Origin of the sequence: Micromonospora sp. CA-248089, assembly GCF_050948515.1 — a bacterium.
Classification (GTDB): Bacteria; Actinomycetota; Actinomycetes; order Mycobacteriales; family Micromonosporaceae; genus Micromonospora.
This window is the reverse complement of the sequence record NZ_CP192016.1, coordinates 2307449-2332503: the sequence shown is the minus strand read 5'-3', so window position 1 is coordinate 2332503 and position 25055 is coordinate 2307449. Positions and strand designations below refer to the sequence as shown.

Below are 25055 nucleotides of genomic sequence, written 5' to 3'. Positions count from 1 at the left end.
GTTAACCCGCCGCGCGGGGTCGGCGTGTTGCCCGGGTTCGGCGTGTCGCCCCGGAAGAGAAGGGTTTCCCCTCCGGCGTTATGCCTCTCAGGCATATTCATGACTGAGAGGCATAGCGCTCAGAGCTCATCCTTCCCGCGGTGCCTGCCGACCGCGCGTCACCCCGCTGACGAGAATCCGGTGGACTCGCACACGCACGTGCGCGACCGTGACCTTCGTGGGCGGCGACGCGGAACGTCGGGTGTGGGCGGCAATGCCAGCCGGTAGCCGCGAGGCGCTCGCCGCGATCCCGGCGGCGGACCTGCGAACGCTGCTTCTCGGCGTCGCCCGGGACCGCGCCGGGGCCGTCCGTCCCGCGCAGGTGCTGCGGCGCTGGAATGAGGACCGCTTCGTCCGGCCGTCCGCTGCCGACCCGCGTGTGCTGTCCCGCTTGGAGGGTCGGATCTGGGCGCTGTTGCCGCCGGATGCGGCAGGGGTGGAGTTGTCGCCGGTGGCGCCACTCGGCACCTGCGCCGCCGTCGCACCGGTCAGCCAGCACCGGATCGTCTCCACGATGCGCGGCACGGAGGTGGTCAGCGACCCGACGAACGCCTTGGCGGTGGAGGCAGCGGCGCGCCGCAGCCAGGCCGACGAGGTGCACCTGGCCGCGATGCACCGGGTGCTGCGGGCACAGGACTTCGGTCCTGACGCGTCCACCCACTTCCGGCTCTGCGCGCTGGTCTCCACCACACGGGACACCGGTTCGGGGCGCACCGAGGCCCGACTGCTTCTGCGGCATCTCACCTTCTGGCGCACCGTGCTGACCGAGCTGGCTCCGGCGGCCGCACCGCGGTTGCACGTCACGGCCCTGGACCCGATCGTCGGCGAACGGCTCCACGACACCGTCCGGCCCGCGTTCGGCGACAGCCTTGTTCCCCTGCACGACGAGCCGGAGCGAAAACGCGGTCGCGGCTACTACCGGGGCGCCGCGCTGCGCGTCTCGCTGCACGACGACAAGCGGGATGTCGGTGACGGCGGCTTCACCGACTGGACCGCCCGACTGCTCGGCGACGCCAAGGAGCGCTGCCTGATCTCCTGCCTGGCGACCGAACGCCTCGCCGACTTGACACCTTGGTCCGACGGACGCTGAACGGCGCGCTCACCGGAGCGCGGGGATTGATCCGCGGGGTGAGCGGCATCGCTTTGTCCAGGGCACCGCGACAGCCGACCCGCGCCTAGCGTCGACCTCATGGCCCCGGCCGGACCCCGCTGATGGGCCGGCCGGGCGCTCTACCTGGCCCGGAACGTGGGACTGGCTCGTACGCGACGGACGGGGTGGCGATCAACCGGAACGTGGCACTGCCCCGATGCCCGGTCGACGGTCAACCGCTCAGTCGGGTAGGCGTGCGGGGACGGGGCGGCGCATCGCGATCCGCTCGGCCGGGTCGAGGCCCAGCGCCGCCTCGGCGGCCAGCAGCTCGATCAGGCCGGGCGTCAACTCCGCGCCGCTCAGCTCGCGGAATCCGCACCGCACGTAGTAGGGCCCGTTCCACGGCACCGAGCGGAACGTGGTCAGCGTCAACGCCGGCAACCCCTGCGACGACGCCCACACCGCCACCCGGTCGAGCAGACGCCGCCCGATGCCACGGCGGGCGTACGCCGGATCGACGCTGAGCTGCTGCACGTGCGCCGCGCCGTCGACCAGATCGGCGAGCACGAACGCGATCGGCCGGTCGGCCGGGTCGGTCGCCACCCACAGCCGGCCGGCGCGCTGCCCGGCGGCCAGCGCCTCCACCGGCAGCGGCGGCATGTCGGCCACCAGGGTCATGCCGATCTCCCGGAACGGGGTGCCGGAAGCCACCTCGATCCGCTGCACCTCGGTCAGTTCCTCGGCCCTGGCGATCCTGCTGCGCTCCACGGCGCCGACCCTGGCAGAGCGGGGACTGGCAGGCGAGCGGATTTCCCGCACCGCGCTCGCTCCGGATGTTTCGGCGGTGACCGGCGGCGGCGACGCCCGGCGGGCTCGCGGTGTGACAGGCGTCGCCCCCCGCGGGGCTCCGGGCCAGCCGGAACAGTCCTAGCGTCGACCCCATGGCCCCCGCCGGACCCCGCTGATGGGACGCGTCTCGCCGCTCCCGCCGCCCGGGCCGCTACGCACCCTCGCGTACGCCACGCTGGTCAACACGGTCGGCGCGGGCCTGTGGCTGGCGGGCGGGGCGCTCTACCTGACCCGGGACGTGGGCCTCTCCGCCACCTCGGTGGGCGCCGGGCTCACCGTCGCCGGGCTGGTCGGGCTGAGCGCGAGCGTGCCGCTGGGCGCGCTGGCCGACAGGTGGGATCCGCGTACGCTCCGGGCCGTCCTCCAGGTGGGCCAGGCGGTCGCCGCGCTCGCGTACCTGCTGGTCGGCTCGTTCCCGGCGTTCCTGGCGGTGGCGGTGCCGGAGGCGCTGCTCGCGGCCGGCAACCTGGCGGTACGGGCGGCGCTCGTCGCGGCGGTGGGCGGCCCGGACGGCCGGGTGCACGCCTTCGCCACGCTGCGCGCGGTGGCGAACCTGGGCATCACCGTCGGTACCGCGCTGGCCGGAATCGCGCTCGCGGTGGACACGCACCGGGCGTACCAGGTGCTCGTGGTCGGCAACGCGGCCACCTACCTGCTCTCGGCGGCACTGCTGCTGCGCCTGCCGCCGCAGCCGGCCGCCGACGCGCGCCGGGCCACGGCGGCGAGGCCGGCACCCGACGCGGAGACGACGCCCGGAACGATGACGACCGGCGGCGGCACCCGACGCGGACCGGGCGCGCGGCGGCGCGGCGGACCGCTGCGGGACGGACGGTTCCTCGCGGTGAGCGGCGCGTCGGCGGTGCTGAGCACGCACGTGACGGTGCTCGTGCTCGTCGTGCCGCTGTGGACGGTGGACCGCGCCGGCGCGCCGCCGCCCGTGGTGTCGGCGGTGCTGCTCGCCAACACGGTCCTCACCGTGCTGCTCGCGGTCCGGCTGAGCCGGGGCGCGGAGCGGGCCGCGCCGGCCGCCCGGAAGCTGCGCCGGGCCGGGCTGGTGCTCGCCGCGGCGACACCCCTGTACGCCGTGACCGGCGTCCTGCCGGTGCTCCCGGCGGTCGTCCTGCTGCTCGTGGCCACGGCGGTGTGGACGGTGGGCGACCTGTGGCACGGCGCGGCCGGCGCGGGCCTCGCCTACGACCTGGCCCCACCCGGGGCGATCGGGGCCTACCAGGGCGCCGACGGCCTGCTCGCCGGGCTGGCCCAGGCGCTCGGCCGGGGCCTGCTCACGCTGCTGGTGCTCGGCGGCGGTCCGGCCGGCTGGCTGGTCCTCGGCGGGGTCTTCGCCGCCGCCGGGCTGGCCGCCCCGGCGCTGGCCCGCCGGGCGATCGCCAACCGGCCGGCGCCGGAGGCCCGGCCCGCCGGGGTGCCCGGGTGAGCGGCGTGTAGCAGCATGGCGGCATGACCGACCAGCAGAGCATCACGATCCGCCCGGGTGGGCCCGGCGACGCCCCGACGCTGCTCCGGCTTCTCGACAGCGCCACCGCCTGGCTGGCCGAACTCGGGCGTACCGACCAGTGGGGCACCGAGCCGGCGTCGATCGACCCGCGCCGCATCGCCCAGGCCGACGCGTGGGCGGCCGGGAACGGCCTGTACCTCGCGGAGATCGACGCGACGGTGGTGGGCGCGCTGGTGGTGGGCGCGGCGACCGAGTACGTGCCGCCGGCCACCGAACCGGAGCTGTACGTGAACCTGCTGGTCACCGACCGGGCGTACGCGGGGTACGGGATCGGGGCGCGGTTGCTGGCGTACGCGGCGGAACTGGCCCGCGACCGCGGCGTCGGCCTGCTGCGGGTCGACTGCTTCCGCAGCCCGGACCGGGCGCTCGTGCGGTTCTACGAGCGCTGCGGGTTCACCGCCACCGAGCCGTTCACGGTGGAGCGGCCGGGCCGCCCGACGTGGACCGGGCAGGTGCTGGAGCGCCGGGTCGGCTGAGTCAGCCGATCTCCTCGTCCACGAAGCACCAGCGCCACGACTCCCCCGGCTGCACCGACCGCATCACCGGGTGCCCGGTGGACTCGAAGTGCTTCGTGGCGTGCTGGTACGGCGACGAGTCGCAGCAGCCCACGTGCCCGCAGGTCAGGCAGGCGCGCAGGTGCACCCAGTCCGGGTTGCCGATCGCCACGCAGTCCGGGCACTCGGTCGTGGTGCCGGGCTCGGCGGTGCCCGCCTCGGCCAGGTGCTGGCAGCTCATTCGACGACCTCCTGTCGCAGCATGGACTCCTCCAGATCCAGATCACGGTAGGCGCGGGTGAGCACCTCCTCCGGGATCTGGCCGGAGTCGCGGGCGGCCCGGAACACCTCCCGCTCCGCGTCGATCATCTCCTGCCGCAGGCGCGCGTACGCCTGGGAGGGGGTTTCCCGTTCGGTGCCGCCCAGTCGCTCCCAGGCCAGGTTGGCGCGGGAGGTGGTCAGCCCGCGCAGGCGTTCCACCACCGCCTCCGGCGCGCCCTCGGCCAGCTCGTCGAGGCGTTCCCGGGCGGCCCGGCTGGCCCGCTGCTGCACCCCGGCGGCGGACAGCGCGTCCTGCACCGGGTCGTCCGGCGGCAGCCGCAGCCGCCGCGCCAGCCAGGGCAGCGTGGCGCCCTGCCCGACAAGCGTCGCGACGATCACCGCGAAGGCCAGCCAGATGAGCAGCGCACGCGGGTACGGCGCGTCGTCGGCGAGGGTGAGCGGCAGGCCCAGCGCGGCAGCGAGCGTCACCACGCCCCGCATGCCGGCCCAGCCGATGACGACGGGGAACTGCACCGGCGGCACCGGGTCGCGCCGGCGGATCCGGGGCACGAGGCGGGCCAGGTAGGTGGCCGGGAACACCCAGACGAACCGGGACAGGAAGACGGCGGCCAGCACCCCGGCGGTGATCGCGGCCAGCGAGCCGATCGGCTCGTCGAGGTCGCGGACCACCTCCGGCAGTTGCAGGCCGACCAGCAGGAACACCAGTCCTTCGAGGAGGAACCGGATCAGCCGCCAGAACGCGGTCACCTGCAGCCGGGAGGCCGCCGACAGCAACAACGGCAACTTGTGCCCGATACCGAGGCCGGTCACCACCACAGCGACCACGCCGGAGGCGTGGATCTCCTCGGCGGCGAAGACCACGGCGAACGGCACGATCAACGACAGCGCGTTGTCCAGCACCGGGTCGGTGATGCGCTTGTGCAGGTAGCCGAAGACCACCACGCCCAGCAGACCGACCAGGATGCCGCCGCCGGCCGCGACGACCACCTCCCGGGCCACCGCGCCGACGCCGACGCCACCGGTGGTGGCGGTCGCGGCGACGATCGCCACCCGCAGCAGCACCAGCGCGGTGGCGTCGTTGACCAGGCTCTCGCCCTCCAGGATGGTGACGACCCGCCGGGGCAGGCCGACCCGCCGGGCCACCGCGGTGGCGGCGACCGCGTCCGGCGGCGCCACCACCGCGCCGAGCGCCAGGCAGATCGCGTACGGCAGTCCGGGCAGGAACCAGTGCACGACGGTGCCCACCACGAACGCGGTGAAGATGACCAGCCCGACGGCGAGCAGCAGGATCGGCCGCAGGTTGAGCCGGAACGCCGGCACCGACGTCTCCAACGCCGCCACGTAGAGCAGCGGCGGCAGGATGCCCACCAGCACCAGGTCCGGGTCCAGCCGCACGTGCGGGAAGAACGGCAGGAACGACAACGCGAGGCCGAGCACCACCAGCAGGATCGGCGCCAGCAGGCCGAGCCGGCGGGCCAGCGCCGCACCGAAGGTCGCGATGGCCAGGAAGACCACGACCTCGAACAGAGCATCCACGAACGACGAGCCTATGTGCCGCGGCGCCGATGTGTGATCAGGCGGCGGAGCGCAGCTTCGGCAGCACCTCGGCGCCGAACGTGTCGATGAAGGCGCGCTGCTCCTGCCCGACGTGGTGCAGCGCGATCTGGTCGAAGCCCAGCGCCACGTACTCCTCCAGCCAGCCGATGTGCCGTCCCAGGTCGGCGGAGACGTTCACCGTCTCGGCGACCTTCGACATCGGCACGTCGGCGCTCGCCACGTCGAAGTGCTCGGGGGTTTCCAGATCCCAGCAGACCGGCGGCGCGAACACGTTGCTGCGCCACTGCTCGTACGCGATCGCCTCGGCCTGTTCCTGCTCGGGCGCCCAGCTCACGTGCACCTGCAGGTGCAGCGGGCCGCGTCCGCCCGCGTCCCGGTAGGCGTCGATCATCTGCCGCAGGTGCTCGACCGGCGCGTTGACGGTGATCAGTCCGTCCGCCCACTCGGCGCACCAGCGCGCGGTGGCGACGCTGACCGCGGCGCCGACCAGCGCGGGCGGCTCCTCCGGCCGGGTCCACAGCTTCGCCCGGTCCACTGTGACGAGGCCGTCGTGGCTGACCTCCTCGCCGGCGAGCAGCGCCCGGATCACGTCGACGCACTCGCGCAGCCGGGCGCTGCGGACGTCCTTGCGGGGCCAGACCTCGCCGGTGATGTGCTCGTTCGCGGCCTCACCGGTGCCCAGCGCGGCCCAGAATCGTCCCGGGTACATGGCGCCGAGCGTGCCGATGGCCTGCGCGATGATCGCCGGGTGGTAGCGCTGGCCGGGCGCGTTCACCACGCCGAAGGACAGGTTCGTGGCCTGGAGCGCGGCGCCGAGCCAGGACCAGGCGAACCCGGACTGGCCCTGCCGCTCGCTCCACGGCGAGAAGTGGTCGGAGCACATGGCCGCGTCGAAGCCGGCGCGCTCGGCGTGGATCACCGCCTCCAGCAGCCGGGCCGGGTGGATCTGCTCGTGGGATGCGTGGAAGCCGAACGCCGTCATGGTGGGCACTCCTACCCACCACGGGGGAGATGTAAGCAGGGGCCCCTTCTTAACGCCTCCGGTAGAGGAAGGGGCCCCTGTTAACACCTCACTCGGAGTGCGCCCCGGCGCCCGCGCCGGCCTGGCCCTCGCCGATCCACACGGTCTTGGTGTTGCAGAACTCGCGCATCCCGGCGGCGGACAGCTCGCGGCCGTACCCGGAGTTCTTCACACCGCCGAACGGCAGCTCCGGATAGGACGTGGTCATGCCGTTGATGAAGACGTTGCCGGCGTCCAGGTCGACGGCGAAGCGCTCCTGCTCGGCCGGGTCGTTGGTCCAGGCGTTGGAGCCGAGGCCGAAGCTGGTGCCGTTGGCGACAGCGATCGCCTCGTCGTACGAGCCGACCCGGTAGAGCCCGGCGACCGGCCCGAACACCTCCTCGCTCCACATCCGCATCTCCGGGCGCAGGTCGGTGACCACCGTCGGCGGGTAGTACCAGCCGTCCCCGGCCGGCTTCTCGCCGCCGCAGAGCACCGTCGCGCCCTGGTCCACCGCGTCGGTGACCTGGGCGTGCACCTCGTCGCGGCCGCGTTCGCTGGCCAGCGGGCCGACGTCGGTGCCGTCGTCCATCGGGTCGCCGACGCGCAGCGCCGCCATCCGGGCGGCGAACTTCTCGGCGAACGCGTCGAAGACGTCGGTGTGCACGATGAACCGCTTCGCGGCGATGCAGGACTGCCCGTTGTTCTGGCAGCGGGCGGTGGTGGCGACCTCGGCGGCGGTGTCCAGGTCGGCCGAGGGCATCACCACGAACGGGTCGCTGCCGCCCAGCTCCAGCACCGTCTTCTTGATCTCCCGGCCGGCGATCTGGGCGATGGACCGGCCGGCCGGCTCGCTGCCGGTGAGGGTCGCGGCGCGGACGCGGGGGTCGCTGAGGATCCGGTCGACCGCGTCCGAGCCGACCAGCAGCGTGGTGAACGCGCCCTCTCCGAAGCCGGCCCGGCGGAACAGGTCCTCCAGGTAGAGCGCGGTCTGCGGAACGTTGGAGGCGTGCTTGAGCAGGCCGGTGTTGCCCGCCATCAGCGCCGGGGCGGCGAACCGCATCACCTGCCACAGCGGGAAGTTCCACGGCATCACCGCGAGCACCGGGCCGATCGGCTGGTAGCGCACGTACGCCCGCTTCGCCTTGACCGCGGCGGCGTCGGCCGGCTCGTCCGCGAGCATCCGGGGCGCGTTCTCGGCGTAGAAGCGGCAGGCGGTGGCGCACTTGGTGACCTCCGCCTTGGCGGCGGCGTACGTCTTGCCCATCTCGGTGGTCATCAGCCGGGCCGTCTCGTCGCGCTCGGCGTCGAGCAGGTCGGCGGCGGCGGTGAGCCAGCGGGCCCGCTGCGCGATGGTGGTGTCGCGCAACTGCCGGAAGGCGAGGTCGGCCCGCTCGATCGCGGCGTCGATCTGCTCGTCCGACATCGCCTCGTACGTCTTGAGCACCTGTCCGGTGGCGGGATTTGTGGTGGCGATGGGCATCTCGTACTCCTGTCACTCGAACAGCGAGTGCCGCACGCCCGGTTCCTCCCGGCGGCGCGCGGCGCGGCGGCGCTGAATCACGACCAGGTCGACCACCGCCACCACGGCGAGCAGCACGCAGACGACACCCAGCCAGACGATGTTCGCGGCGAACGCGAGCACCGCGAAGACGGTCATCACGACCAGACCGAACGTGGCGAGCGCGAGCCGCAGGTTCAGCGCGCTGTTCGCGTGGCCGACCGTGCCACGGGCGCGACGGGGCTGTGATCGGGTCATTCCTGGGGCCTACCCCGGCACGGGCGGGGATAACCGGTCGGGGCGGGACCGCCGGTGATCCGGGACACCCGGCGGGCAGGCGCCGGATGCGCCCGGCGGGCGGGTGCGTTACATCGGTGCGCCGGTACCGGCGGAGATCCCGCGGACGGTGGAGAGGATGGCATGACCACGACGCAGGCCGTACCCGTGACCGTCGCCGTGTCCCGGCGCGCCGACCCGGCGCGTACCGACGAGGTGGTGGCGTGGATGCGGGCCGGGACGGCGCTCGCGGAGAGCTTCCCCGGCTTCCTCGGCGCCGGTTTCGTCCGCAGCGCCCCCGGCTCGGGCGAGTGGCACGTGATGTACCGCTTCGCCGACGCGGACACGCTGCGCGGCTGGGAGGACTCGCCGCAGCGGCGCTGGTGGCTCAGCTCGGCGCAGGGCATCGTCGAGCACACCCGGGTGGAGCGGCGCACCGGCATCGAGGGCTGGTTCGACCCGCCGGTGGACCACGTGGTCGAGACGTTCGGCGAGCCGGAGCCGGCCGCGCCGCCGCGCTGGAAGCAGGCGGTCACGATCTGGCTGGCGTTCTTCCCGCTCAGCCTGGCCGCCACGCTGCTGACCACCCGGTTCCTCGCCGGCGTGCCGCTGGCCGGGCGGACGCTGCTGATGACGCTCGTGCTCACCCCGCTGATGACCTACCTGGTGCTGCCCCGGATCACCCGGTTGCTGCACCGGTGGCTGCACGGCCGGCCCGCGCCGACACGACAGATGTGAACGACGGTGGTCGATGCCCGATAGCCGACAGAACCGCCGCCGGAGCCCCGCCGGGGCATAGGGTCGACGCGCCCGTTGCCGCCGCCGGACGGGGGACCGATGAGACGCTGGATCACCGCACTGGCCTGCCTGGCGGCGCTCGTCGCGCTGGCCTGTGACGGCTCCGGCGACGCGTCGCCCCGGCCCTCCGGCACGCCGCGCCCCGGCGAGCCCGGGGTGCTGGTCGCGCTGGGCGACTCGGTCACCACCGGCTACGGCTCCTGCCTGGTGCTGGTGAGCTGCGAACGCCACTCCTGGTCGACCGGGGACGGCCTGCGGGTGAAGAGCCTCTACCGGCGGCTGCGCGCCGACGCGCCGGGGCTGCGGGCGTACAACCGGGCCGCGCCGGGAGCCCGCGCGGCCGCGCTGACCGGCCAGGCCCGGTCGGCGGTACGCGACAAGGCCGACCTGGTCACCGTGCTGATCGGAGCGAACGACGCCTGCCGGGGCGACGTCGACGACATGACACCCGTGGCGACCTTCCGCGACCAGGTCGACGCGGCGCTGGGCGTGCTGCGCGAGGGCCGCCCCAAGGCCCGGGTGCTGGTGGTCAGCATCCCGGACCTGTACCGGCTCTGGCAGATCGGGCACACCGAGCCCCGCGCCGTGCGGGCCTGGTCGCGGGGCGTCTGCCCGTCGCTGCTCGCAGGCGCCACGTCGAGAGCGCCCGCCGCGGAGGCCCGCCGGGCCCGTGTGAAGGACCGGATCGAGGCGTACGACGGGCAACTGCGCGCCGCCTGCCGGGCCTACGGGTCACGCTGCCGGTGGGACGGCGGCGCGGTGCACCGCCACCGCTTCACGCTGGACCAGGTCAACGCGCTGGACTGGTTCCACCCGAACGCGGCCGGGCAGCGCCGGCTGGCCGAGGTGGCCTGGAACGCCTCCGGCTGGTCAGGGCTGACGCGGGCCCGGTAGCTGCTGCGGGCCGGCGGCGCGGTAGAGGGCGCGCGTACGGTCGGCCAGTTCCTTCGTGGCCGACGAGTTGGCCCAGGTGCCGAGCACGATCGCGGCACCCGGTACGACCTTGGCGAACATCCGCTTGGCGGCGCGCACCCCGGCCATCCTCGCCAGCCGGACGCCGAGCTGGAGCATCACCCGGCCCAGCGCGCGGTCACCGGCGGCGCCGAACAACGCCCCGGCCCGCTCCCGGCCGGCGGCGACCCCCAGCGCGAGGCGGGCGGTCGTGGCGGCCTTGTGCACCCGCTGGAGCACCAGCAGGTCGGTGGCCCGGTCGGGGTGCGCCGGGTCGGCGCCGTAGGCGGCCGCGACGTGCAGCACCAGCCGGGCCTGGGTCCAGGCCAGCACGCCCACGTCGATCACCGCGCCGGGCAGCCCGGCCGCGCCGGACACCGCACCGGAGAGCCGGGCGTGGTTGACGAACTTGCGGACCGCCTGGTCGGCGAGCTGCTCCGGTGGCACGCCCGGCCGCAGCGCGCGCTCCCGGGCGGCCCACTGGGCGGCTTCCGGGCCGAGCCGGCGTACCGCCTCCAGGGCCAGGTGCTCCGGCGCGTACTGCGGGTCCTCCCGCATCCGGTCCCACAGCTTGGCCGGTGGTGCCTCGGGCACCTCCACCGGCGGGACGGGGGCGGTGGGGACGGCGTTGGGCTCCCCGTCGACGGGGGCGGGGTCGGTCACGAAGGGCTCCGGAGGGCTCGTGCGGCGGGGGTGACGCGGGTCAGCGCCGGCGCGACTGCAGCCGGGTCGCGATCTGCCGCAGCCGGGCCTGGTTCTCCGGCTTCGACATCTCACGCCGGCCGCGATCGACCAGCTGCTGGCCCCGCGGCGATCGCAGGAAGGCGGTGATCCGTTGCATCAGCGACATGAGGGTCCTCCCGTCCCGCGGTCCCCTTCATGTGTACCTGGGACCGGCAAGCCCTCTGATACCCGAATCGGCCCTTCGGCAACCACCCGTCCGGGTCAGCCCAGGATCTCGGCCACCACTTCGCCGGCCCGCCACTCGTGCTGGGCGTACGCGTCCGGGAACGCCGAGATCTGCACTGCCTGGGCGGCCACCGAGAGCGGCAGGTCCTGCCAGCCGGGGATCTCGGCCAGCGCGGACAGGAACGCCTTCGTCGCGTACTCCGGGTCCATCAGCTGCTCGACGGTGCCCCAGCCGCTGCTCGGGCGCTGCTGGAACAGTCCGACCGAGTCGTGGTCCCAGCCGATCGCCTGGTGCGGGTAGCTCTGCGACTCGGGCAGGACGCCGCTGGCGTAGTTGAGCAGGGTGCTCTCCTGCATGGCGGTGGCCACCGCGATGACCAGGGCGCGGCGCGGCATGCCCATCTCCTTGCCGGCCTGCACGATCTTCTTGGCGTTGTTCATCTGGGTGCGGTCCAGGCCGGCGACCGGGACGATCTGCCGGACCGTCTTCTTCGGCTTGGGCTTGGCGGTCGCCTTCGGGCTCGCCGTCGCGGACGGGGCGGCGCTGGGGGTGGCGGGGGCGGTGCTCGGCCGGGCCATGGCCCGGGAGGCGGCGTCGGCCTCCGCGCGCTCGGCGACCTCCGTCGAGGGCGCCGGGTCGGCGGCGCGATCGGGGGCGCCGAAGCCGGCCTGGCTGACGCCGACCAGGCCCAGGCAGCAGGCCGCGCCGGTGGCGACCGCGAGCTTCGTCCGGCCGGGCCGGGGGTTCGTCGGCGCCCAGAAGCGGGTACGCCGGACCAGTCCCCGGAGCGTCGCCAGACGGTTGGTGGAGGGGGTATCGTCCGAACGGTCAGCCGGGCGGCCGGAGCCGAACGGGTCGTCGAGGTTGCCGTCGTTACGCATCCGACGAGGCTAGGCAGGGCAAACCGGGATCACCCAGGCCGAAAGGGTGGCCCTCGCCACACTTCGGCTGCCGCTAGCCCGACATCACCCCACAGCCCGCCGCAGGGCGTGACAGACCTCGGGAACCGGGCCAACCACCCGTGCGCCCGGCCCGGCGGTGACGCGGGCAGGAACCTCGCAGACCTCCCGGTCCCGCCCGATGATCGACTAACTCGTCCGTTCGGACGATCCGGATATGGGTCGCCGGACCGGGGCGTAGCCGAATCGTGATCATCATCCGGGCATCGGACGTGGCCGTAACGGAATGGACCACCCGTCCCGGTACGTTGGCCGAACCGGGGAGACCGCACGCTCGGCGCTCCCCCGTACGCGTCGACAGGGAGGACCCCACCGGTGCTCGATCCACACGAGCTCTACGAACTCACCGACGAGCTGCCCGAGCTCGGCCAGCCGGTGCTGATCCAGGCGCTCACCGGCTTCGTCGACGCCGGTAACGCCACCCGGCTGGCCCGGGAACAGCTGCTGACATCGCTCGACGCCCGGGTGATCGCCCGGTTCGACGTCGACCAGATGTTCGACTACCGCTCCCGCCGCCCGGTGATGACGTTCGTCGAGGACCACTGGGAGTCCTACGACGCCCCGGCGCTGGAGCTGCACCTGCTGCGCGACGACGACGAGACCCCGTTCCTGCTGCTCACCGGCCCGGAGCCGGACCTGCAGTGGGAGCGTTTCGTCGCCGCCGTCGCCGGGCTCAGCGCCCGCCTCGACGTCCGGCTCACCGTCGGGCTCAACTCGATCCCGATGGCGGTGCCGCACACCCGGCCCAGCGGCGTCACCGCGCACGCCACCCGCAAGGACCTGATCGCCGGGCACGAGCCGTGGCTGCAGAAGGTGCAGGTGCCGGCCAGCGTCGGCCACCTGCTGGAGTACCGCCTCGGCGAGCAGGGGCGCGACGCCCTCGGGTTCGCCGCGCACGTGCCGCACTACGTGGCCCAGGCCGAGTACCCGGCCGCCGCCGAGGCGCTGCTGTCCGCCGTGTCCCGCAGCACCGGCCTGCTGCTGCCCGTCGAGGCGCTGCGTACCGCCGCCGAGTCGGTCCGGGTGGAGATCGACCGCCAGGTCACCCAGACCGAGGAGGCGGCGACGCTGGTCCAGGCGCTGGAGGAGCAGTACGACACGTTCGCCCGCGGCCGGGGCGAGAAGAGCCTGCTCGCCGGCGAGACCGGTCCGCTGCCCACCGCCGACGAACTCGGCGCCGAGCTGGAACGCTTCCTCGCCGAGCAGACCCGCCCCGGCGACACCCCGGAGCGCTGAGGCGGCGGGGCGGGCGGGGATGCGGCAGGCTGGGGACATGCGCCTGGCGACCTGGAACGTCAACTCGGTGAAGGCCCGCCTGCCCCGGCTGCTCGACTGGCTGGCCACCACGAAGCCCGACGTCGTGTGCCTGCAGGAGACCAAGTGCCCCGACGGGGCCTTCCCGGTCGCCGAGGTGGGTGAGCTGGGCTACGAGGTGGCCAGCCACAGCGACGGGCGGTGGAACGGCGTGGCGGTGCTGTCCCGGGTCGGGCTGGCCGACGTGGTGGTCGGTTTTCCCGGCGAACCCGGGTTCCCCGAGCCCGAGGCCCGCGCCATCTCGGCCACCTGCGACGGGCTGCGGGTCTGGTCGGTGTACGTGCCGAACGGCCGCGCCCCGGACGACCCGCACTACGCGTACAAGCTGGCCTGGTTCGCGGCGCTGCGCGACGCCCTCGAACCGGAGGTGGCCGGCCCGCTGCCGGTGGCCGTGTGCGGTGACTTCAACGTGGCGCCCACCGACGCCGACGTCTGGGACCCGGCGCTGTTCGTCACCTCCACCCACGTCACCCCGGCCGAGCGGGCCGCGCTGGCCGCGTTGCGCGACCTGGGACTCGAGGACGTGGTGCCGACGCCGATGAAGGGACCGCACCCGTTCACGTACTGGGACTACCGGGCCGGGATGTTCCACCAGAACAAGGGCATGCGGATCGACCTGGTGTACGCGAGCGCGACGTTCGCCCGCGCGGTCCGCTCCGCGTACGTGGACCGGGAGGCCCGCAAGGGCAAGGGCCCCTCCGACCACGCACCGATCGTGGTGGACGCGGACCTGGTACCGGCCGTCGAGACGTTCTGAGTCCAGGGCTCGTTAGGGTGGACCCATGGCTGTCGTGAAGATCAACGCGATCGACGTCCCGGCCGGTGCCGGCGAGGAACTGGAGAAGCGGTTCGCGGCCCGGGCCGGCGCGGTGGAGAACTCCCCCGGCTTCCTCGGCTTCGAGCTGCTGCGCCCGGTCGCCGGGGACACCCGCTACTTCGTGTACACGCGCTGGGAGAGCGAGGAGGCGTACCAGGCGTGGGCGCAGGGCCCGTCCCGGGCCGCGCACGCCGAGGGCGGCGAACCCCGCAAGCCCGTCGCCACCGGCGCCACCCTGCTGGAGTTCGAGGTGGTCCAGCAGGTCCCCGCCAAACCCTGACCCCCTTTTCTTTCCGGTCGATCATGAAGTTGGCGGCGCCAGGCGTCCGTTTCGTCACCGCCAACCTCATGATCGACGTGGTCAGGGCCGGGGCGCGCGCAGATCTTGGAAGATTTGGGCCCCCATAGGGGCCGTTTCCTACCAAGATCTCCCGCGGTCCCGGCGCTCCGCGTCTCCGCTCGGCGATCATGAAGTTGGCGGGGACGAAGCGGGCAACCTGCGCCGCTAACCTCATGATCGACGTGGTCAGGGCGGGTCGGGCGGGCCGGGTGGGAGCGGTCAGCGAGCGAGGGACGCGAAGACGATCACGTTGTCCTGGTAGCCGGTCCGGCCGCCTACCCACTCGCCGCCGCAGGTGATCAGGCGCAGCTCGGCCGGGCCCGAGTCGCCGTAGACCCGCGCGGCCGGCAGGTTCGCCTTGTCGAAGTACTCGACGCTGTCCACCCTGAACGTCACCACGCTGCGGTCCGCGCGGGTCACCGTGATCTTGGCACCCGGCTTGAGCGAGCGCAGCCGGTAGAAGACGGCCGGGCCGCTCTTGGTGTCGACGTGACCCACGATGATCGCCCGGCCCGGGTCGCCGGGCACCGCTCCCCTGTCGTACCAGCCGGTCTGGTCGTGCTCGGTCAGCGGCGGTACGTCCACCGACCCGTCCTTCGCCTGCCCGACCGGGGTGACCGGCGCGTTGACCTTGATGGCCGGCACCGACAGGCGTACCGGCCGGCTCGCGGGCTTCCGGACCGGCGCGGCCGCACTCGCCGGTGCCGCCCCGGCGCCCGAACCGCTCGACCGGCTCGACTCGGTCGACGCGTCGGCGAAGTCGAACGGCCCGGCCGTGCGGCCGAGTCCGGCGCCGGTGGCGAACACACCGACCAGCACCAGCACCACTGCCAGCGGCTTCGACCAGGAACCCCGGCCCCGATCCCCCCTGCCCGGCGACGCCGGTGGCGGCTCGACCGGCGGCGGCCCGGCAGACCGTGGGCGCAGGGCCGGCGGCTCAGCCGACGGCGGGTACCACGGCCGCGACGCGGCGGGCGGCGGCATCCACGGCCGCGCCCCGGAGACCGGCGCGGCCGGCGAGCCGGCGGTCGGCCCGCTCCGGGCGGCGGCGTCCGGGTCAGCCCTGGACGGCCGGGCCGCATCGACGGACGGCGCGGCGGGCGGGGGCAGGGCCAGGAACGACCGGCCGGAGCGCCGGGATCCGGCGGACGGCGGAACGATGTGCTCGGCCATGGCGGGCCTCAGCGTCCGGCGGCGCCGCGGGCCTGCCGGCGGGACGCGGCCACGCCGAGCCCGGCGCCGACCACTGTGACCGCCAGCCCCACCGGCACCAGCAGGCCACCGAGGTCGGGACCGGCGGTGCCGCCGAAGCCGGTCGCCGGGCCGCGGCTGGGCAGATGACTGGGCCCGTGGCTCGGCTGCCGGGTGGGCTGTCCCTGCTTCACCACCTGGAGCATGGTCGAGGCGGTCTCCCCGCCCGGGCACTCCAGCTTGACCCGGTAGTTGCCGGGCCGGGTGCGCTCGTGGACCATCGGCGAGGCGGTGAGCAGGCCGCGCTGCGGCTGCACCTGGATCTTGCCGAACGCGTCCGAGGTCACGATCGCCGGTACGGAGTTGTTCCGGCAGCTCGCCCTGATGCCGACGAGGTAGCCGGGGGAGACGGTGCCCGGGGTGACCTCCACGAAGATCACGTCGGCCGGGGGCTGTTCCGGCACCGGTTCGGCGGCGCGCGGCGCGGCCTGGGCGGGCAGCGCGCCGACCAGCGGGGCGGCGCACGCGGCGACCGCGACCAGCAGCGCCTCACGTACCCTCAACGACCCCATGACCCCTCCCGGCGTACGGGATGAATCCTCTCACCCCCGGCCGCACATCACATCCGATCCGGGCTAGGCTCGGCTCGTTGTGACCCTCACCGACCTTCCCGCCACCCGCATCCGCACCTTCCATCCGCGTCGCGGACGGATGAGCGAGCGGCAGCGCGACGCGCTGGACCGGCTCTGGCCCGCGTACGGCCTCGAGATCGCCGCCCTCGACGGGGCGTGCGATCCGACGGCGCTGTTCGGACGACGGGCGCCGCTGGTGCTGGAGATCGGCTCCGGCATGGGCGACGCCACCGCCGCCATGGCGGCGGCCGACCGGGACCGACACTATCTGGCGGTCGAGGTCCATACGCCGGGAATCGCCAACCTGCTCGAGCTGGTCGAACGCCACGGTCTGGACAACGTGCGGGTGGCCGAGGGGGACGCGCTGGACCTGGTCCGGGCCATGCCCGAGGGCTGCCTGGACGCGGTGCACGTCTTCTTCCCCGACCCGTGGCCGAAGACCCGGCACCACAAGCGGCGGATCATCGCGCCGGCGCACGTGGCGCTGCTGCGGTCCCGGCTGGCGCCGGGCGGCACGCTGCACTGCGCGACGGACTGGGCGCAGTACGCCGAGTCGATGCGCGAGACGCTCACCGCCGACCCGGAGCTGGTCGACGTGTACGGCGGCTACGCGCCGCGTCCGGCGCACCGGCCGGTGACGAAGTTCGAACGCCGGGCGCTGACCGCCGGCCGAGAGGTCTTCGACCTGATCCACCGGCGGCGCTGAAGCCGGTGCGCTGAGCCCTGCGCGCTGAGCCCGGTGCGCTGAAGCCGATGCAGCGAACCCGAGGCGTCGAACCCGGTTGGCGCGGCGCGGTGGGATCCAGGCACGATGGGAGCCGCCATGACTCTCACCGCCGCGCTGCCGAAGACCGCCGACCCCGACACCCTCTACGACGCGTTCGCCTCCTGGGCGTCCGAGCGCGGCCTGGACCTCTACCCCCACCAGGAGGAGGCGGTCATCGAGATCGTCTCCGGCGCGAACGTGATCATGAATACGCCGACCGGCTCGGGCAAGAGCCTGGTCGCGATCGCGGCGCACTTCGCCGCGCTGGCCGACGACCGGACGACCTTCTACACCGCGCCGATCAAGGCGCTGGTCTCGGAGAAGTTCTTCGCGCTGTGCGAGGTCTTCGGCGCGGAGAACGTCGGCATGCTCACCGGCGACGCCAGCGTCAACGCGGACGCGCCGATCATCTGCTGCACCGCGGAGATCCTGGCCAACCTGGCGCTGCGCGAGGGCCGCCGCGCCGACGTCGGCCAGGTGATCATGGACGAGTTCCACTTCTACGCCGAGCCGGATCGGGGCTGGGCGTGGCAGGTGCCGCTGATCGAGCTGCCGCAGGCCCAGTTCGTGCTGATGTCGGCCACGCTCGGCGACACCACCCGCTTCGTCGACGACCTGACCCGGCGTACCGGGCGGCCGACCGCCGTCGTCCGCTCGGCCGAGCGGCCGGTCCCGCTCCTCTTCTCGTACGCGACCACGCCGTTGCACGAGACCCTGGAGGAGCTGCTGGAGACCAAGCAGGCCCCGGTGTACGTCGTGCACTTCACCCAGGCCGCCGCGCTGGAACGCGCCCAGGCGCTGATGAGCGTGAACGTCTGCACGCGCGCCGAGAAGGACATGATCGCGCAGGCGATCGGCAACTTCCGGTTCACCTCGGGCTTCGGCAAGACGCTGTCCCGGCTGGTCCGGCACGGCATCGGTGTGCACCACGCGGGCATGCTGCCCAAGTACCGCCGCCTGGTCGAGACGCTCGCCCAGGCCGGCCTGCTCAAGGTCATCTGCGGTACGGACACGCTCGGCGTCGGCATCAACGTGCCGATCCGTACCGTGCTGTTCACCGGCCTGAGCAAGTACGACGGCACCCGCACCCGGCTGCTCAAGGCCCGCGAGTTCCACCAGATCGCCGGCCGCGCCGGACGGGCCGGGTTCGACACGCTGGGCCGGGTCGTGGTGCAGGCCCCCGAGCACGTGATCGAGAACGAGAAGGCGCTCGCGAAGGCCGGCGACGATCCGAAGAAGCGCCGCAAGGTGGTGAAGAAGAAGCCGCCGGAGGGGTCGATCGGCTGGGGCGAGCCGACGTTCCAGCGCCTGGTCGAGGCCGAGCCGGAGCCGCTCACCTCCAGCTTCCAGGTCAGCCACTCGATGCTGCTCAACGTGATCGGCCGCCCCGGCGACGCGTTCGCCTCGATGCGGCACCTGCTCACCGACAACCACGAGGACCCGGCCGCGCAGCGCCGGCACATCCGCCGGGCCATCGCCATCTACCGGGCGCTGCGCGCCGGCGGCGTGGTCGAGGAGCTGCCCGAGCCGGACGAGACGGGCCGCCGGGTACGCCTCACCGTCGACCTCCAGCTCGACTTCGCGCTCAACCAGCCGCTGTCGCCGCTGGCGCTGGCCACCGTCGAGCTGCTCGACCGGGAGTCCCCGTCGTACGCGCTCGACGTGCTCAGCGTGATCGAGTCGATCCTGGACGACCCGCGCCAGGTGCTGTCCGCGCAACAGTTCAAGGCCCGCGGCGAGGCGGTCGCCGCGATGAAGGCCGAGGGCATCGAGTACGAGGCACGCCTCGAACTGCTCGACGACGTGACCTGGCCCAAGCCGCTCGCCGAGCTGCTGGAGTCCGCGTACGAGATGTACCGGCAGGGGCACCCGTGGGTCGCCGACCACCAGCTCTCCCCCAAGTCCGTGGTGCGGGACATGTACGAGCGGGCCATGACGTTCCCGGAGTACGTCCAGTTCTACGGGCTGTCCCGGTCCGAGGGGCTGGTGCTGCGCTACCTCGCCGACGCGTACAAGACGCTGCGCCAGACCGTGCCGGAGGACGCGAAGACCGAGGAGCTGGTCGACCTCATCGAGTGGCTGGGCGAGCTGGTCCGCCAGGTCGACTCCAGCCTGATCGACGAGTGGGAGCGGCTGCGCAACCCGTCGGACGTGGCCGAGGTCGCGGCCTCGCTGGACGACCGGCCGCCGGCGGTCACGCGCAACGCGCGGGCGTTCCGGGTGCTGGTGCGCAACGCGATGTTCCGCCGGGTCGAGCTGGCCGCGCTGCGCCGCTGGGACCTGCTCGGTGAGCTGGACGCCGGTGACGGCTGGAACGCCGACGCCTGGGCCGACGCGCTGGAGCCGTACTTCGAGGCGTACGACTCCATCGGGGTGGGACCGGACGCGCGCGGGCCCGCGCTGCTGATGATCGAGCAGGGCCGCGAGAGGTGGACCGTCCGGCAGATCCTGGACGACCCGGACGGCGACCACGACTGGGGCATCAGCGCCGAGATCGACCTCGCGGCCTCGGACGAGATCGGCGCGGCGGCGGTCCGGATCACCGACGTCGGCCAGCTCTAGGACTACGCGAAAAAGGGCCGCCCGGGATGTCCGGGCGGCCCTTTTCGTACCCTGGGCGATGTCAGACCTGTCGATTAGAATATATGTACTAATCGAGCTGCTGACCTGGGAGGATGCTCGTGACTGCGCCCACCTCCGCGACCCCTGTCACCCCCTACGCCACCCTCCTCGGATTCACCCGGTACGTCGACCGCACCGGCCCCACCAAGGCCACCTTCGTCGGCGGGCTGCGCCGGCAACGGGCCAGCCGGCACGGCTTCAACCCGCACGGCCAGTTCGTCAAGGCGCTCAAGGCCGACGTCGCCTTCCATACCGGTGGCACGCACCTGGCGCAGGTCGCCGACCTGGTCAAGCCGCGCTGGCGCCCGCTCTACGAGACGCTCGTGCCGGGCGCGACCCGCTGGCTGCACTCGCTGGGCGAGCCGGCCGGCGTCGACCTGGCCCAGACCCGCGACGCCCTCGCGATGCTGGGTGACCTGCCCGTGAAGATCAACCCACAGTTCGGCGTCCGGTACGCCGACGGCCGGGCCGAGGCGATCCGGCTGCACTTCGACGAGGCGCCGCCGAGTGAGGAGGCCACCCTCGCCACGCTGCACCTGATGGCCCGGCACATGGACGCGGTACTGCCGCACGCCGAGCCGGTCCTGGTCGACGTGCGGCGCGGCGAGGCGCACCGGATGCCCGCCGACGTCAAGCCCGAGCAGATCGAGCAGTGGCTGGCCGGTGAGGCGGCCGCGTTCCGGGCCATCTGGTCCACCGCCGCCTGACCGAACGGTCCGATCCGGCTCACCGCCGCCCCACCGAACGGCCGTCCCGCACCCGGGACGGCCGTTCGGCGTGCTGCGCCCGGGGCGACCGACCGGGCCGCAGGAGCCGCCGCAGCGGGCGGCACTGTCCCTCGTGTGCGCTTTCCCCTCTGCGCCTCAGATTGGTGGCATATGTGAGTAATAGCCGGGAACAACCCGCCTGACTCCGCCTCGCCCCCCGTTCGTCGTCCCGCCGACCGTCGTCCGTCGAGGAGCACCAGTGGTAACAAACGACTCGCCTGTCGTACCCCCGCTGCGGACCGCCCCCGCCCCGCGCCCGGTACGGGGCCGCCTCATCCTGCTCGGACCGGCGTTCGTGGCCGCGGTGGCCTACGTCGACCCCGGCAACTTCGCCACCAACTCCACCGCCGGGGCGCAGTACGGGTACCTGCTGGTCTGGGTGGTGGTGGCGGCGAACCTGGCCGCCATGCTGGTGCAGACGCTCACCGCCAAGCTCGGCCTGGCCACCGGGCGCAGCCTGCCCGAACTGTGCCGGGAGCACCTGCCCCGGCCGCTCAACCGGGTCATGTGGGCGCAGGCCGAACTGGTCGCCATGGCCACCGACCTGGCCGAGGTGATCGGCGGGGCGGTCGCGCTGTACCTGCTGTTCGGCGTCCCGCTGCTGCCCGGCGGCCTGATCATCGGCGCCGCCTCGTTCGCCGTCCTGGCGCTGCGCGCCAGGGGTTTCCGGTCGTTCGAGATCGCCATCGCCGTGCTGCTCGGCGTGATCGTGCTGGCGTTCGCGGTCAACCTGGTCAGCGCGCAACCGGACGTCTCCGACGCCGCGGCCGGCCTGCTGCCCCGGATGCAGGGCACCGACAGCATGCTGCTCGCCGCCGGCATCCTCGGCGCGACGGTGATGCCGCACGTCATCTACGTGCACTCGGCGCTGACCCCGAACCGCCTGCCCGCCGAGGGCGAGACGCAGCGGCGGGTGATCGCCAAGGGCCTGCGGATCGACGTGCTGATCGCGCTCGGCGTCGCCGGCGCGGTCAACCTGGCCATGCTGCTGGTCGCCGCGAGCAGCTTCCACGGCACCTCGATCCCCGGCACCGACACCTTGGAAGGTGTGCACGCCGGGCTCGCCACCACGCTCGGCACGGCCGCGGCGGTCGGCTTCGCCGTCGCCCTGCTCCTGTCCGGTCTCGCCTCCACGAGCGTCGGCACGTACGCCGGCGAGATCATCATGCAGGGCTTCCTGCGCCGCCGGATCCCGCTGCTGATCCGCCGGATGATCACGCTGCTGCCCGCGCTGGTCGTGCTCGCGATCGGCGTGGACCCGACCCGCGCGCTGGTGCTGTCCCAGGTGGTGTTGAGCTTCGGCATCCCGTTCGCGCTGATCCCGGTGGTGCTGTTCACGCGCCGCCGGGACCTGATGGGCAGCCTGGTCAACCGCCGGGCCACCACCGCCGCCGCGGTGGCGATCACCGCGTTCGTGGTGGCGCTCAACGCGTTCCTGCTCTGGCAACTGGCGGGCTGAGACACGCCCGCGCCCGTCCGGCCTGTGCGGCGGGACGGGCGCGGGTGATCGGGGCTCAGGCGGCCAGGTACTTCTCCAGGTCGTCCAGGATCTTGTTGGCGGCGCCCACGCCGATGCCGGTCATCCAGATCTCGTCGGAGACCACGTGCGCCTTGCCGGCCTTGACCGCGGACAGGCCCTTCCACAGCGTGCCCCCGGTGACCTTGGCCTGCTCGGCGGCGGCCTTCTCGCCGTACGCGGTCACGAACACCACGTCGCCGTCGGCCTCGGCGATGCGCTCCGGGCTGACCCGGTCCATGCGCTTGTCCTCCTTGCCGGCGAGCATCTGCCGCTCGGGGCGGCCCAGGCCGGTGTCGCCGACGACGATGCCGGAGAACGAGTCCGGCCCGTACAGGCGGATCTCGGTCGGCATGAAGCGCACGATGGAGACCTTGCGGGACTCCGCGTCGCCGAGCTTGGCGCCGAAGTCCTTCGCCCGCTTCTCGTACTCGGCCAGCAGGTCCTTGGCCTGCTGTTCCTTGCCCAGCGCCGCGCCGTCGAGGAGGAAGTTCTCCTTCCAGGTGATGCCGACCTTCTCGGTGAACACGGTCGGGGCGATCTTGGCCAGCTCGTCGTAGAACTTCTCCTGGCGGAACTTGCTGCCGAGGATCAGGTCCGGGTTGAGCGCGTTGATCGCCTCCAGGTCCGGCTCGGTGAGCACGCCGACCTCGGTGATGCCGGCGAGCTTGTCCGCGCCGAAGTAGGTGGGCCAGCTCTTCGCCTCACCGGCGGTCGCCGCGCCGACCGGGGTGACGCCCAGCGACAGCGCGGTGTCGATCTTGTCGGTGTCGAGCACGACCACGCGCTTGGGCTCGGCGGGCACCTTGGTGGTGCCCATGGCGTGGGTGATCTCCCGGGTCTCCCCGGTACCGGTGCCGGCGACGGGATCGCTCTCCCCGCATGCGGTGAGGCCGGCGCCGAGAGCGAGCGCGGCGGTGAGTGCGACGGCGAGACGACGCATCAGGTTCCTTTCGGTGGTGCGGGTCGGCGCGCTCAGGCGTCGCCGACAGGGGCGCCGGCCGTGGCCGGCGTGACGGCCGGAGCGGCCGAGGTCTGAGTGGGTCCGGTCTCGGTGCGGCCGGTCTGGGTGAGGGCCGGCACCACGAGCGGGGCGCCGCTGACCGGGCAGGGCACGACCACGCAGTCCAGCCCGAACACGTCGCGGACCAGGTCCGCGGTGAGGATCTCGCGCGGCTTGCCGGCGGCCACCACCGCGCCGTCGCGCATGGCGATCAGGTGGTCGGCGTACCGGGCCGCCTGGTTGAGGTCGTGCAGCACGGCCACCACGGTGCGGCCGCGTTCGGCGCGCAGCCGGTGCAGCAGGTCCAGCACCTCCACCTGGTGGGCCAGGTCGAGGAACGTGGTCGGCTCGTCCAGCAGCAGCGCGTCGGTGTCCTGGGCCAGCGTCATCGCGATCCACACCCGCTGGCGCTGCCCGCCGGAGAGCGTGTCCACGGGACGGTCGGCGAGCGCGCTGACGTCGGCCAGCCGCATGGCCTCCTCGACCGCCCGCCCGTCCTCGGCCGACCACTGCCGCCACCACCGCTGGTAGGGCTGGCGTCCGCGCCCGACCAGGTCGGCCACGGTGATCCCCTCGGGCACCAGCGGGCTCTGCGGCAGCACGCCGAGCCGCCGGGCCACGTCCCGGGTCGGCAGGTCGCGGATCGCCGCGCCGTCGAGCAGCACCGCGCCGCGCCGGGGCGTGAGCAACCGGGCCATCGTGCGCAGCAGCGTCGACTTGCCGCAGGCGTTCGGTCCGACGATCACGGTGAACGTGTCGGCCGGCAGGTCGAGGTCGAGTCCGTCCAGCACGGTGCGGCCCTCGTAGCCGACGACCAGGTCGCGGGTGGACAGCAGCGCGGTCACGACCGCCTCCCTCGGGTGCGCAGCAGCACGAAGATCAGGTACGGCCCGCCGATCGCCGCGGTGAGCACGCCGGCCGGCAGTTGGGTCGGCGCCAGCAGCCGGCGGGCGCCCAGGTCCGCGAGGACCAGCAGCAACGCGCCAAGCAGCGCGGCGCAGAGCAGCGGCGGACGCTCGGCGCGGACCAGCCGGCGGGCCACCTGCGGGGCCACCAGTGCGACGAAGTCGACGGCGCCGACCTGGGCGGTGACCATCGCGGCGGCCAGCACACCGGTGCCGGCCAAGCCGATCCGCCGGGCCACCGGCCGCAGGCCGATCCCCCGCGCCGTGTCGTCGTCGAGCGTGCTGCTGCGCAGCGCCCAGCCGGCCCAGAGCAGCACCGGCAGCAGCACGGCGAGCGTGCCGGCGATCCAGGCCGCCTCGCTCCACCCCTTGCCGGCGAGCGTGCCGATCAGCCAGATCTGCGCGCGCAGCCCGTCGATCGGGTCAGCGGTGAGCATGACCACCTCGATCAGCGCCCGGAACGCGAACGCCACCGCCACACCGGCGAGCACGAACCGCTGGGCCGCCAGGCCGTGCCGGGCGCCGAGCGCGAACACCGCGACCGCCGCGGCCAAGCCGCCGAGCAGCGCCGCCGGCGCCACCAGCACCGCCGCCGCGCCGCTGGTCAGCGCGATCGTCGCGGCCAGCCCAGCGCCCTGGGTGACGCCGATGACGTCGGGGCTGGCCAGCGGATTGCGGGCCACGCTCTGGATCAGCGTGCCGGCCACGCCGAAGGCCGCCCCGGCCACCGCCGCGAGGACCGCGCGAGGCAGTCGCAGGTCGCGCACCACGAGGTCGTACGGGGTGCCCGCGCCGGAGAGCGACCGCACCACGTCCACCGGGGCGACGTACGGCGTACCCAGCGACAGGCTGACCACCACCGCGAGGCAGAGCAGCACGAACAGCACCACCGCCACCACGACCGGCCGCCACCGGAACGGCACCACGACGGCTCCGACCCGCAGCACCCCGCGCCCGCGC

Annotated in this window: 26 protein-coding genes; 12 read left to right on the top strand and 14 right to left on the bottom strand. The window is 73.6% G+C overall.

The features are described from left to right. The first annotated feature begins 253 nt into the window (after nt 1-253). Complete coding sequence (locus tag ACQP26_RS11110) at nt 254-1129, top strand: hypothetical protein (protein WP_433495656.1); 876 nt, start codon at nt 254-256, stop codon at nt 1127-1129. Between the two features lie 240 nt (nt 1130-1369). Here the strand turns inward: ACQP26_RS11110 and ACQP26_RS11105 are convergent, their stop codons facing one another. Continuing rightward, complete coding sequence (locus ACQP26_RS11105) at nt 1370-1897, bottom strand: GNAT family N-acetyltransferase (RefSeq protein ID WP_231915570.1); 528 nt, start codon at nt 1895-1897, stop codon at nt 1370-1372. Nucleotides 1898-2093: 196 nt separating this feature from the next. On the opposite strand from ACQP26_RS11105, the gene ACQP26_RS11100 reads away from it, so the two are divergent. After that, entirely contained in the window at nt 2094-3413 is a 1320-nt protein-coding gene (locus ACQP26_RS11100) for an MFS transporter (RefSeq protein ID WP_433495655.1), read from the top strand. 23 nt (nt 3414-3436) lie between these two features. Then, nucleotides 3437-3970: a GNAT family N-acetyltransferase gene (locus ACQP26_RS11095; RefSeq protein WP_433495654.1), complete on the top strand. Its 534-nt coding sequence runs from the start codon at nt 3437-3439 to the stop codon at nt 3968-3970. Nucleotide 3971: 1 nt separating this feature from the next. On the opposite strand, the gene ACQP26_RS11090 is transcribed toward ACQP26_RS11095, so the two are convergent. The 5 genes from ACQP26_RS11090 to ACQP26_RS11070 form a co-directional block, all read right to left on the bottom strand. Further along, on the bottom strand, nt 3972-4229 hold the full coding sequence (locus ACQP26_RS11090) for a UBP-type zinc finger domain-containing protein (protein ID WP_210894907.1): 258 nt from the start codon (nt 4227-4229) through the stop codon (nt 3972-3974). Beyond that, nucleotides 4226-5806 (bottom strand): Na+/H+ antiporter, encoded by a 1581-nt coding sequence (locus ACQP26_RS11085; RefSeq protein ID WP_269700634.1) that lies wholly within the window; start codon nt 5804-5806, stop codon nt 4226-4228. The genes ACQP26_RS11090 and ACQP26_RS11085 overlap by 4 nt, the downstream gene beginning before the upstream one ends. A gap of 37 nt (nt 5807-5843) precedes the next feature. Further along, entirely contained in the window at nt 5844-6809 is a 966-nt protein-coding gene (locus ACQP26_RS11080) for a TIGR03885 family FMN-dependent LLM class oxidoreductase (protein WP_281578381.1), read from the bottom strand. Between the two features lie 88 nt (nt 6810-6897). Then, nucleotides 6898-8310 carry an NADP-dependent succinic semialdehyde dehydrogenase gene (locus ACQP26_RS11075; RefSeq protein WP_269700638.1) on the bottom strand — a complete coding sequence of 471 codons (1413 nt, stop codon included), beginning with the start codon at nt 8308-8310 and terminating at the stop codon, nt 6898-6900. 12 nt (nt 8311-8322) lie between these two features. Further along, nucleotides 8323-8586 carry a DUF6343 family protein gene (locus tag ACQP26_RS11070; RefSeq protein WP_433495653.1) on the bottom strand — a complete coding sequence of 88 codons (264 nt, stop codon included), beginning with the start codon at nt 8584-8586 and terminating at the stop codon, nt 8323-8325. 162 nt (nt 8587-8748) lie between these two features. Between ACQP26_RS11070 and ACQP26_RS11065 the strand changes: the two genes are divergently transcribed. Next, complete coding sequence (locus ACQP26_RS11065; protein ID WP_269700641.1) at nt 8749-9342, top strand: antibiotic biosynthesis monooxygenase; 594 nt, start codon at nt 8749-8751, stop codon at nt 9340-9342. Nucleotides 9343-9441: 99 nt separating this feature from the next. Beyond that, the gene (locus tag ACQP26_RS11060; RefSeq protein WP_433495652.1) at nt 9442-10296 is read left to right on the top strand and encodes a GDSL-type esterase/lipase family protein; all 855 of its coding nucleotides are present in this window, start codon (nt 9442-9444) and stop codon (nt 10294-10296) included. Here the strand turns inward: ACQP26_RS11060 and ACQP26_RS11055 are convergent. The 3 genes from ACQP26_RS11055 to ACQP26_RS11045 all read right to left on the bottom strand — a co-directional run bounded on the left by ACQP26_RS11055 (nt 10273) and on the right by ACQP26_RS11045 (nt 12144). After that, nucleotides 10273-11016: an EcsC family protein gene (locus tag ACQP26_RS11055; RefSeq protein ID WP_269700644.1), complete on the bottom strand. Its 744-nt coding sequence runs from the start codon at nt 11014-11016 to the stop codon at nt 10273-10275. The two genes, ACQP26_RS11060 and ACQP26_RS11055, sit on opposite strands and share 24 nt — an antisense overlap. A gap of 40 nt (nt 11017-11056) precedes the next feature. Next, nucleotides 11057-11203 (bottom strand): hypothetical protein, encoded by a 147-nt coding sequence (locus tag ACQP26_RS11050; protein WP_166456378.1) that lies wholly within the window; start codon nt 11201-11203, stop codon nt 11057-11059. 95 nt (nt 11204-11298) lie between these two features. Further along, the gene (locus tag ACQP26_RS11045; RefSeq protein WP_433495651.1) at nt 11299-12144 is read right to left on the bottom strand and encodes a peptidase M23; all 846 of its coding nucleotides are present in this window, start codon (nt 12142-12144) and stop codon (nt 11299-11301) included. 393 nt (nt 12145-12537) lie between these two features. Here ACQP26_RS11045 and ACQP26_RS11040 point away from each other — a divergent pair, with 393 nt between their 5' ends. Genes ACQP26_RS11040 through ACQP26_RS11030 form a run of 3 tightly spaced genes read left to right on the top strand, consistent with a single transcriptional unit; the run spans nt 12538 to nt 14633 of the window. Beyond that, nucleotides 12538-13458 (top strand): proteasome assembly chaperone family protein, encoded by a 921-nt coding sequence (locus tag ACQP26_RS11040; RefSeq protein ID WP_433495650.1) that lies wholly within the window; start codon nt 12538-12540, stop codon nt 13456-13458. Between the two features lie 37 nt (nt 13459-13495). Then, complete coding sequence (locus ACQP26_RS11035) at nt 13496-14293, top strand: exodeoxyribonuclease III (RefSeq protein ID WP_433495649.1); 798 nt, start codon at nt 13496-13498, stop codon at nt 14291-14293. Between the two features lie 25 nt (nt 14294-14318). Further along, nucleotides 14319-14633, top strand: coding sequence for an antibiotic biosynthesis monooxygenase family protein (locus ACQP26_RS11030; RefSeq protein ID WP_433495648.1), 315 nt, complete (start codon nt 14319-14321; stop codon nt 14631-14633). Nucleotides 14634-14912: 279 nt separating this feature from the next. Here ACQP26_RS11030 and ACQP26_RS11025 read toward each other — a convergent pair whose 3' ends face one another. Both ACQP26_RS11025 and ACQP26_RS11020 read right to left on the bottom strand, forming a co-directional pair. Further along, nucleotides 14913-15677 (bottom strand): class F sortase, encoded by a 765-nt coding sequence (locus tag ACQP26_RS11025; protein ID WP_433496126.1) that lies wholly within the window; start codon nt 15675-15677, stop codon nt 14913-14915. Nucleotides 15678-15874: 197 nt separating this feature from the next. Further along, entirely contained in the window at nt 15875-16456 is a 582-nt protein-coding gene (locus tag ACQP26_RS11020) for a hypothetical protein (protein ID WP_281578385.1), read from the bottom strand. A 79-nt stretch (nt 16457-16535) separates the two neighbouring features. Between ACQP26_RS11020 and trmB the strand changes: the two genes are divergently transcribed. The 4 genes from trmB to ACQP26_RS11000 all read left to right on the top strand — a co-directional run bounded on the left by trmB (nt 16536) and on the right by ACQP26_RS11000 (nt 22130). Beyond that, nucleotides 16536-17222 carry a tRNA (guanosine(46)-N7)-methyltransferase TrmB gene (gene trmB, locus ACQP26_RS11015; RefSeq protein WP_281578386.1) on the top strand — a complete coding sequence of 229 codons (687 nt, stop codon included), beginning with the start codon at nt 16536-16538 and terminating at the stop codon, nt 17220-17222. A gap of 117 nt (nt 17223-17339) precedes the next feature. Then, nucleotides 17340-19844 carry a DEAD/DEAH box helicase gene (locus tag ACQP26_RS11010; RefSeq protein WP_269700654.1) on the top strand — a complete coding sequence of 835 codons (2505 nt, stop codon included), beginning with the start codon at nt 17340-17342 and terminating at the stop codon, nt 19842-19844. 119 nt (nt 19845-19963) lie between these two features. Beyond that, nucleotides 19964-20611, top strand: a complete 648-nt coding sequence (locus tag ACQP26_RS11005; protein ID WP_262012281.1) for a hypothetical protein — start codon at nt 19964-19966, stop codon at nt 20609-20611. 259 nt (nt 20612-20870) lie between these two features. After that, the gene (locus tag ACQP26_RS11000) at nt 20871-22130 is read left to right on the top strand and encodes an Nramp family divalent metal transporter (protein WP_281578388.1); all 1260 of its coding nucleotides are present in this window, start codon (nt 20871-20873) and stop codon (nt 22128-22130) included. A gap of 55 nt (nt 22131-22185) precedes the next feature. Here the strand turns inward: ACQP26_RS11000 and ACQP26_RS10995 are convergent, their stop codons facing one another. Genes ACQP26_RS10995 through ACQP26_RS10985 form a run of 3 tightly spaced genes read right to left on the bottom strand, consistent with a single transcriptional unit; the run spans nt 22186 to nt 25021 of the window. Continuing rightward, nucleotides 22186-23130 carry an ABC transporter substrate-binding protein gene (locus ACQP26_RS10995; RefSeq protein ID WP_281578389.1) on the bottom strand — a complete coding sequence of 315 codons (945 nt, stop codon included), beginning with the start codon at nt 23128-23130 and terminating at the stop codon, nt 22186-22188. Between the two features lie 32 nt (nt 23131-23162). After that, nucleotides 23163-24035: an ABC transporter ATP-binding protein gene (locus ACQP26_RS10990; protein ID WP_433495647.1), complete on the bottom strand. Its 873-nt coding sequence runs from the start codon at nt 24033-24035 to the stop codon at nt 23163-23165. Then, nucleotides 24032-25021 (bottom strand): FecCD family ABC transporter permease, encoded by a 990-nt coding sequence (locus ACQP26_RS10985; RefSeq protein ID WP_433495646.1) that lies wholly within the window; start codon nt 25019-25021, stop codon nt 24032-24034. The genes ACQP26_RS10990 and ACQP26_RS10985 overlap by 4 nt, the downstream gene beginning before the upstream one ends. Between the last annotated feature and the right edge of the window lie 34 nt (nt 25022-25055).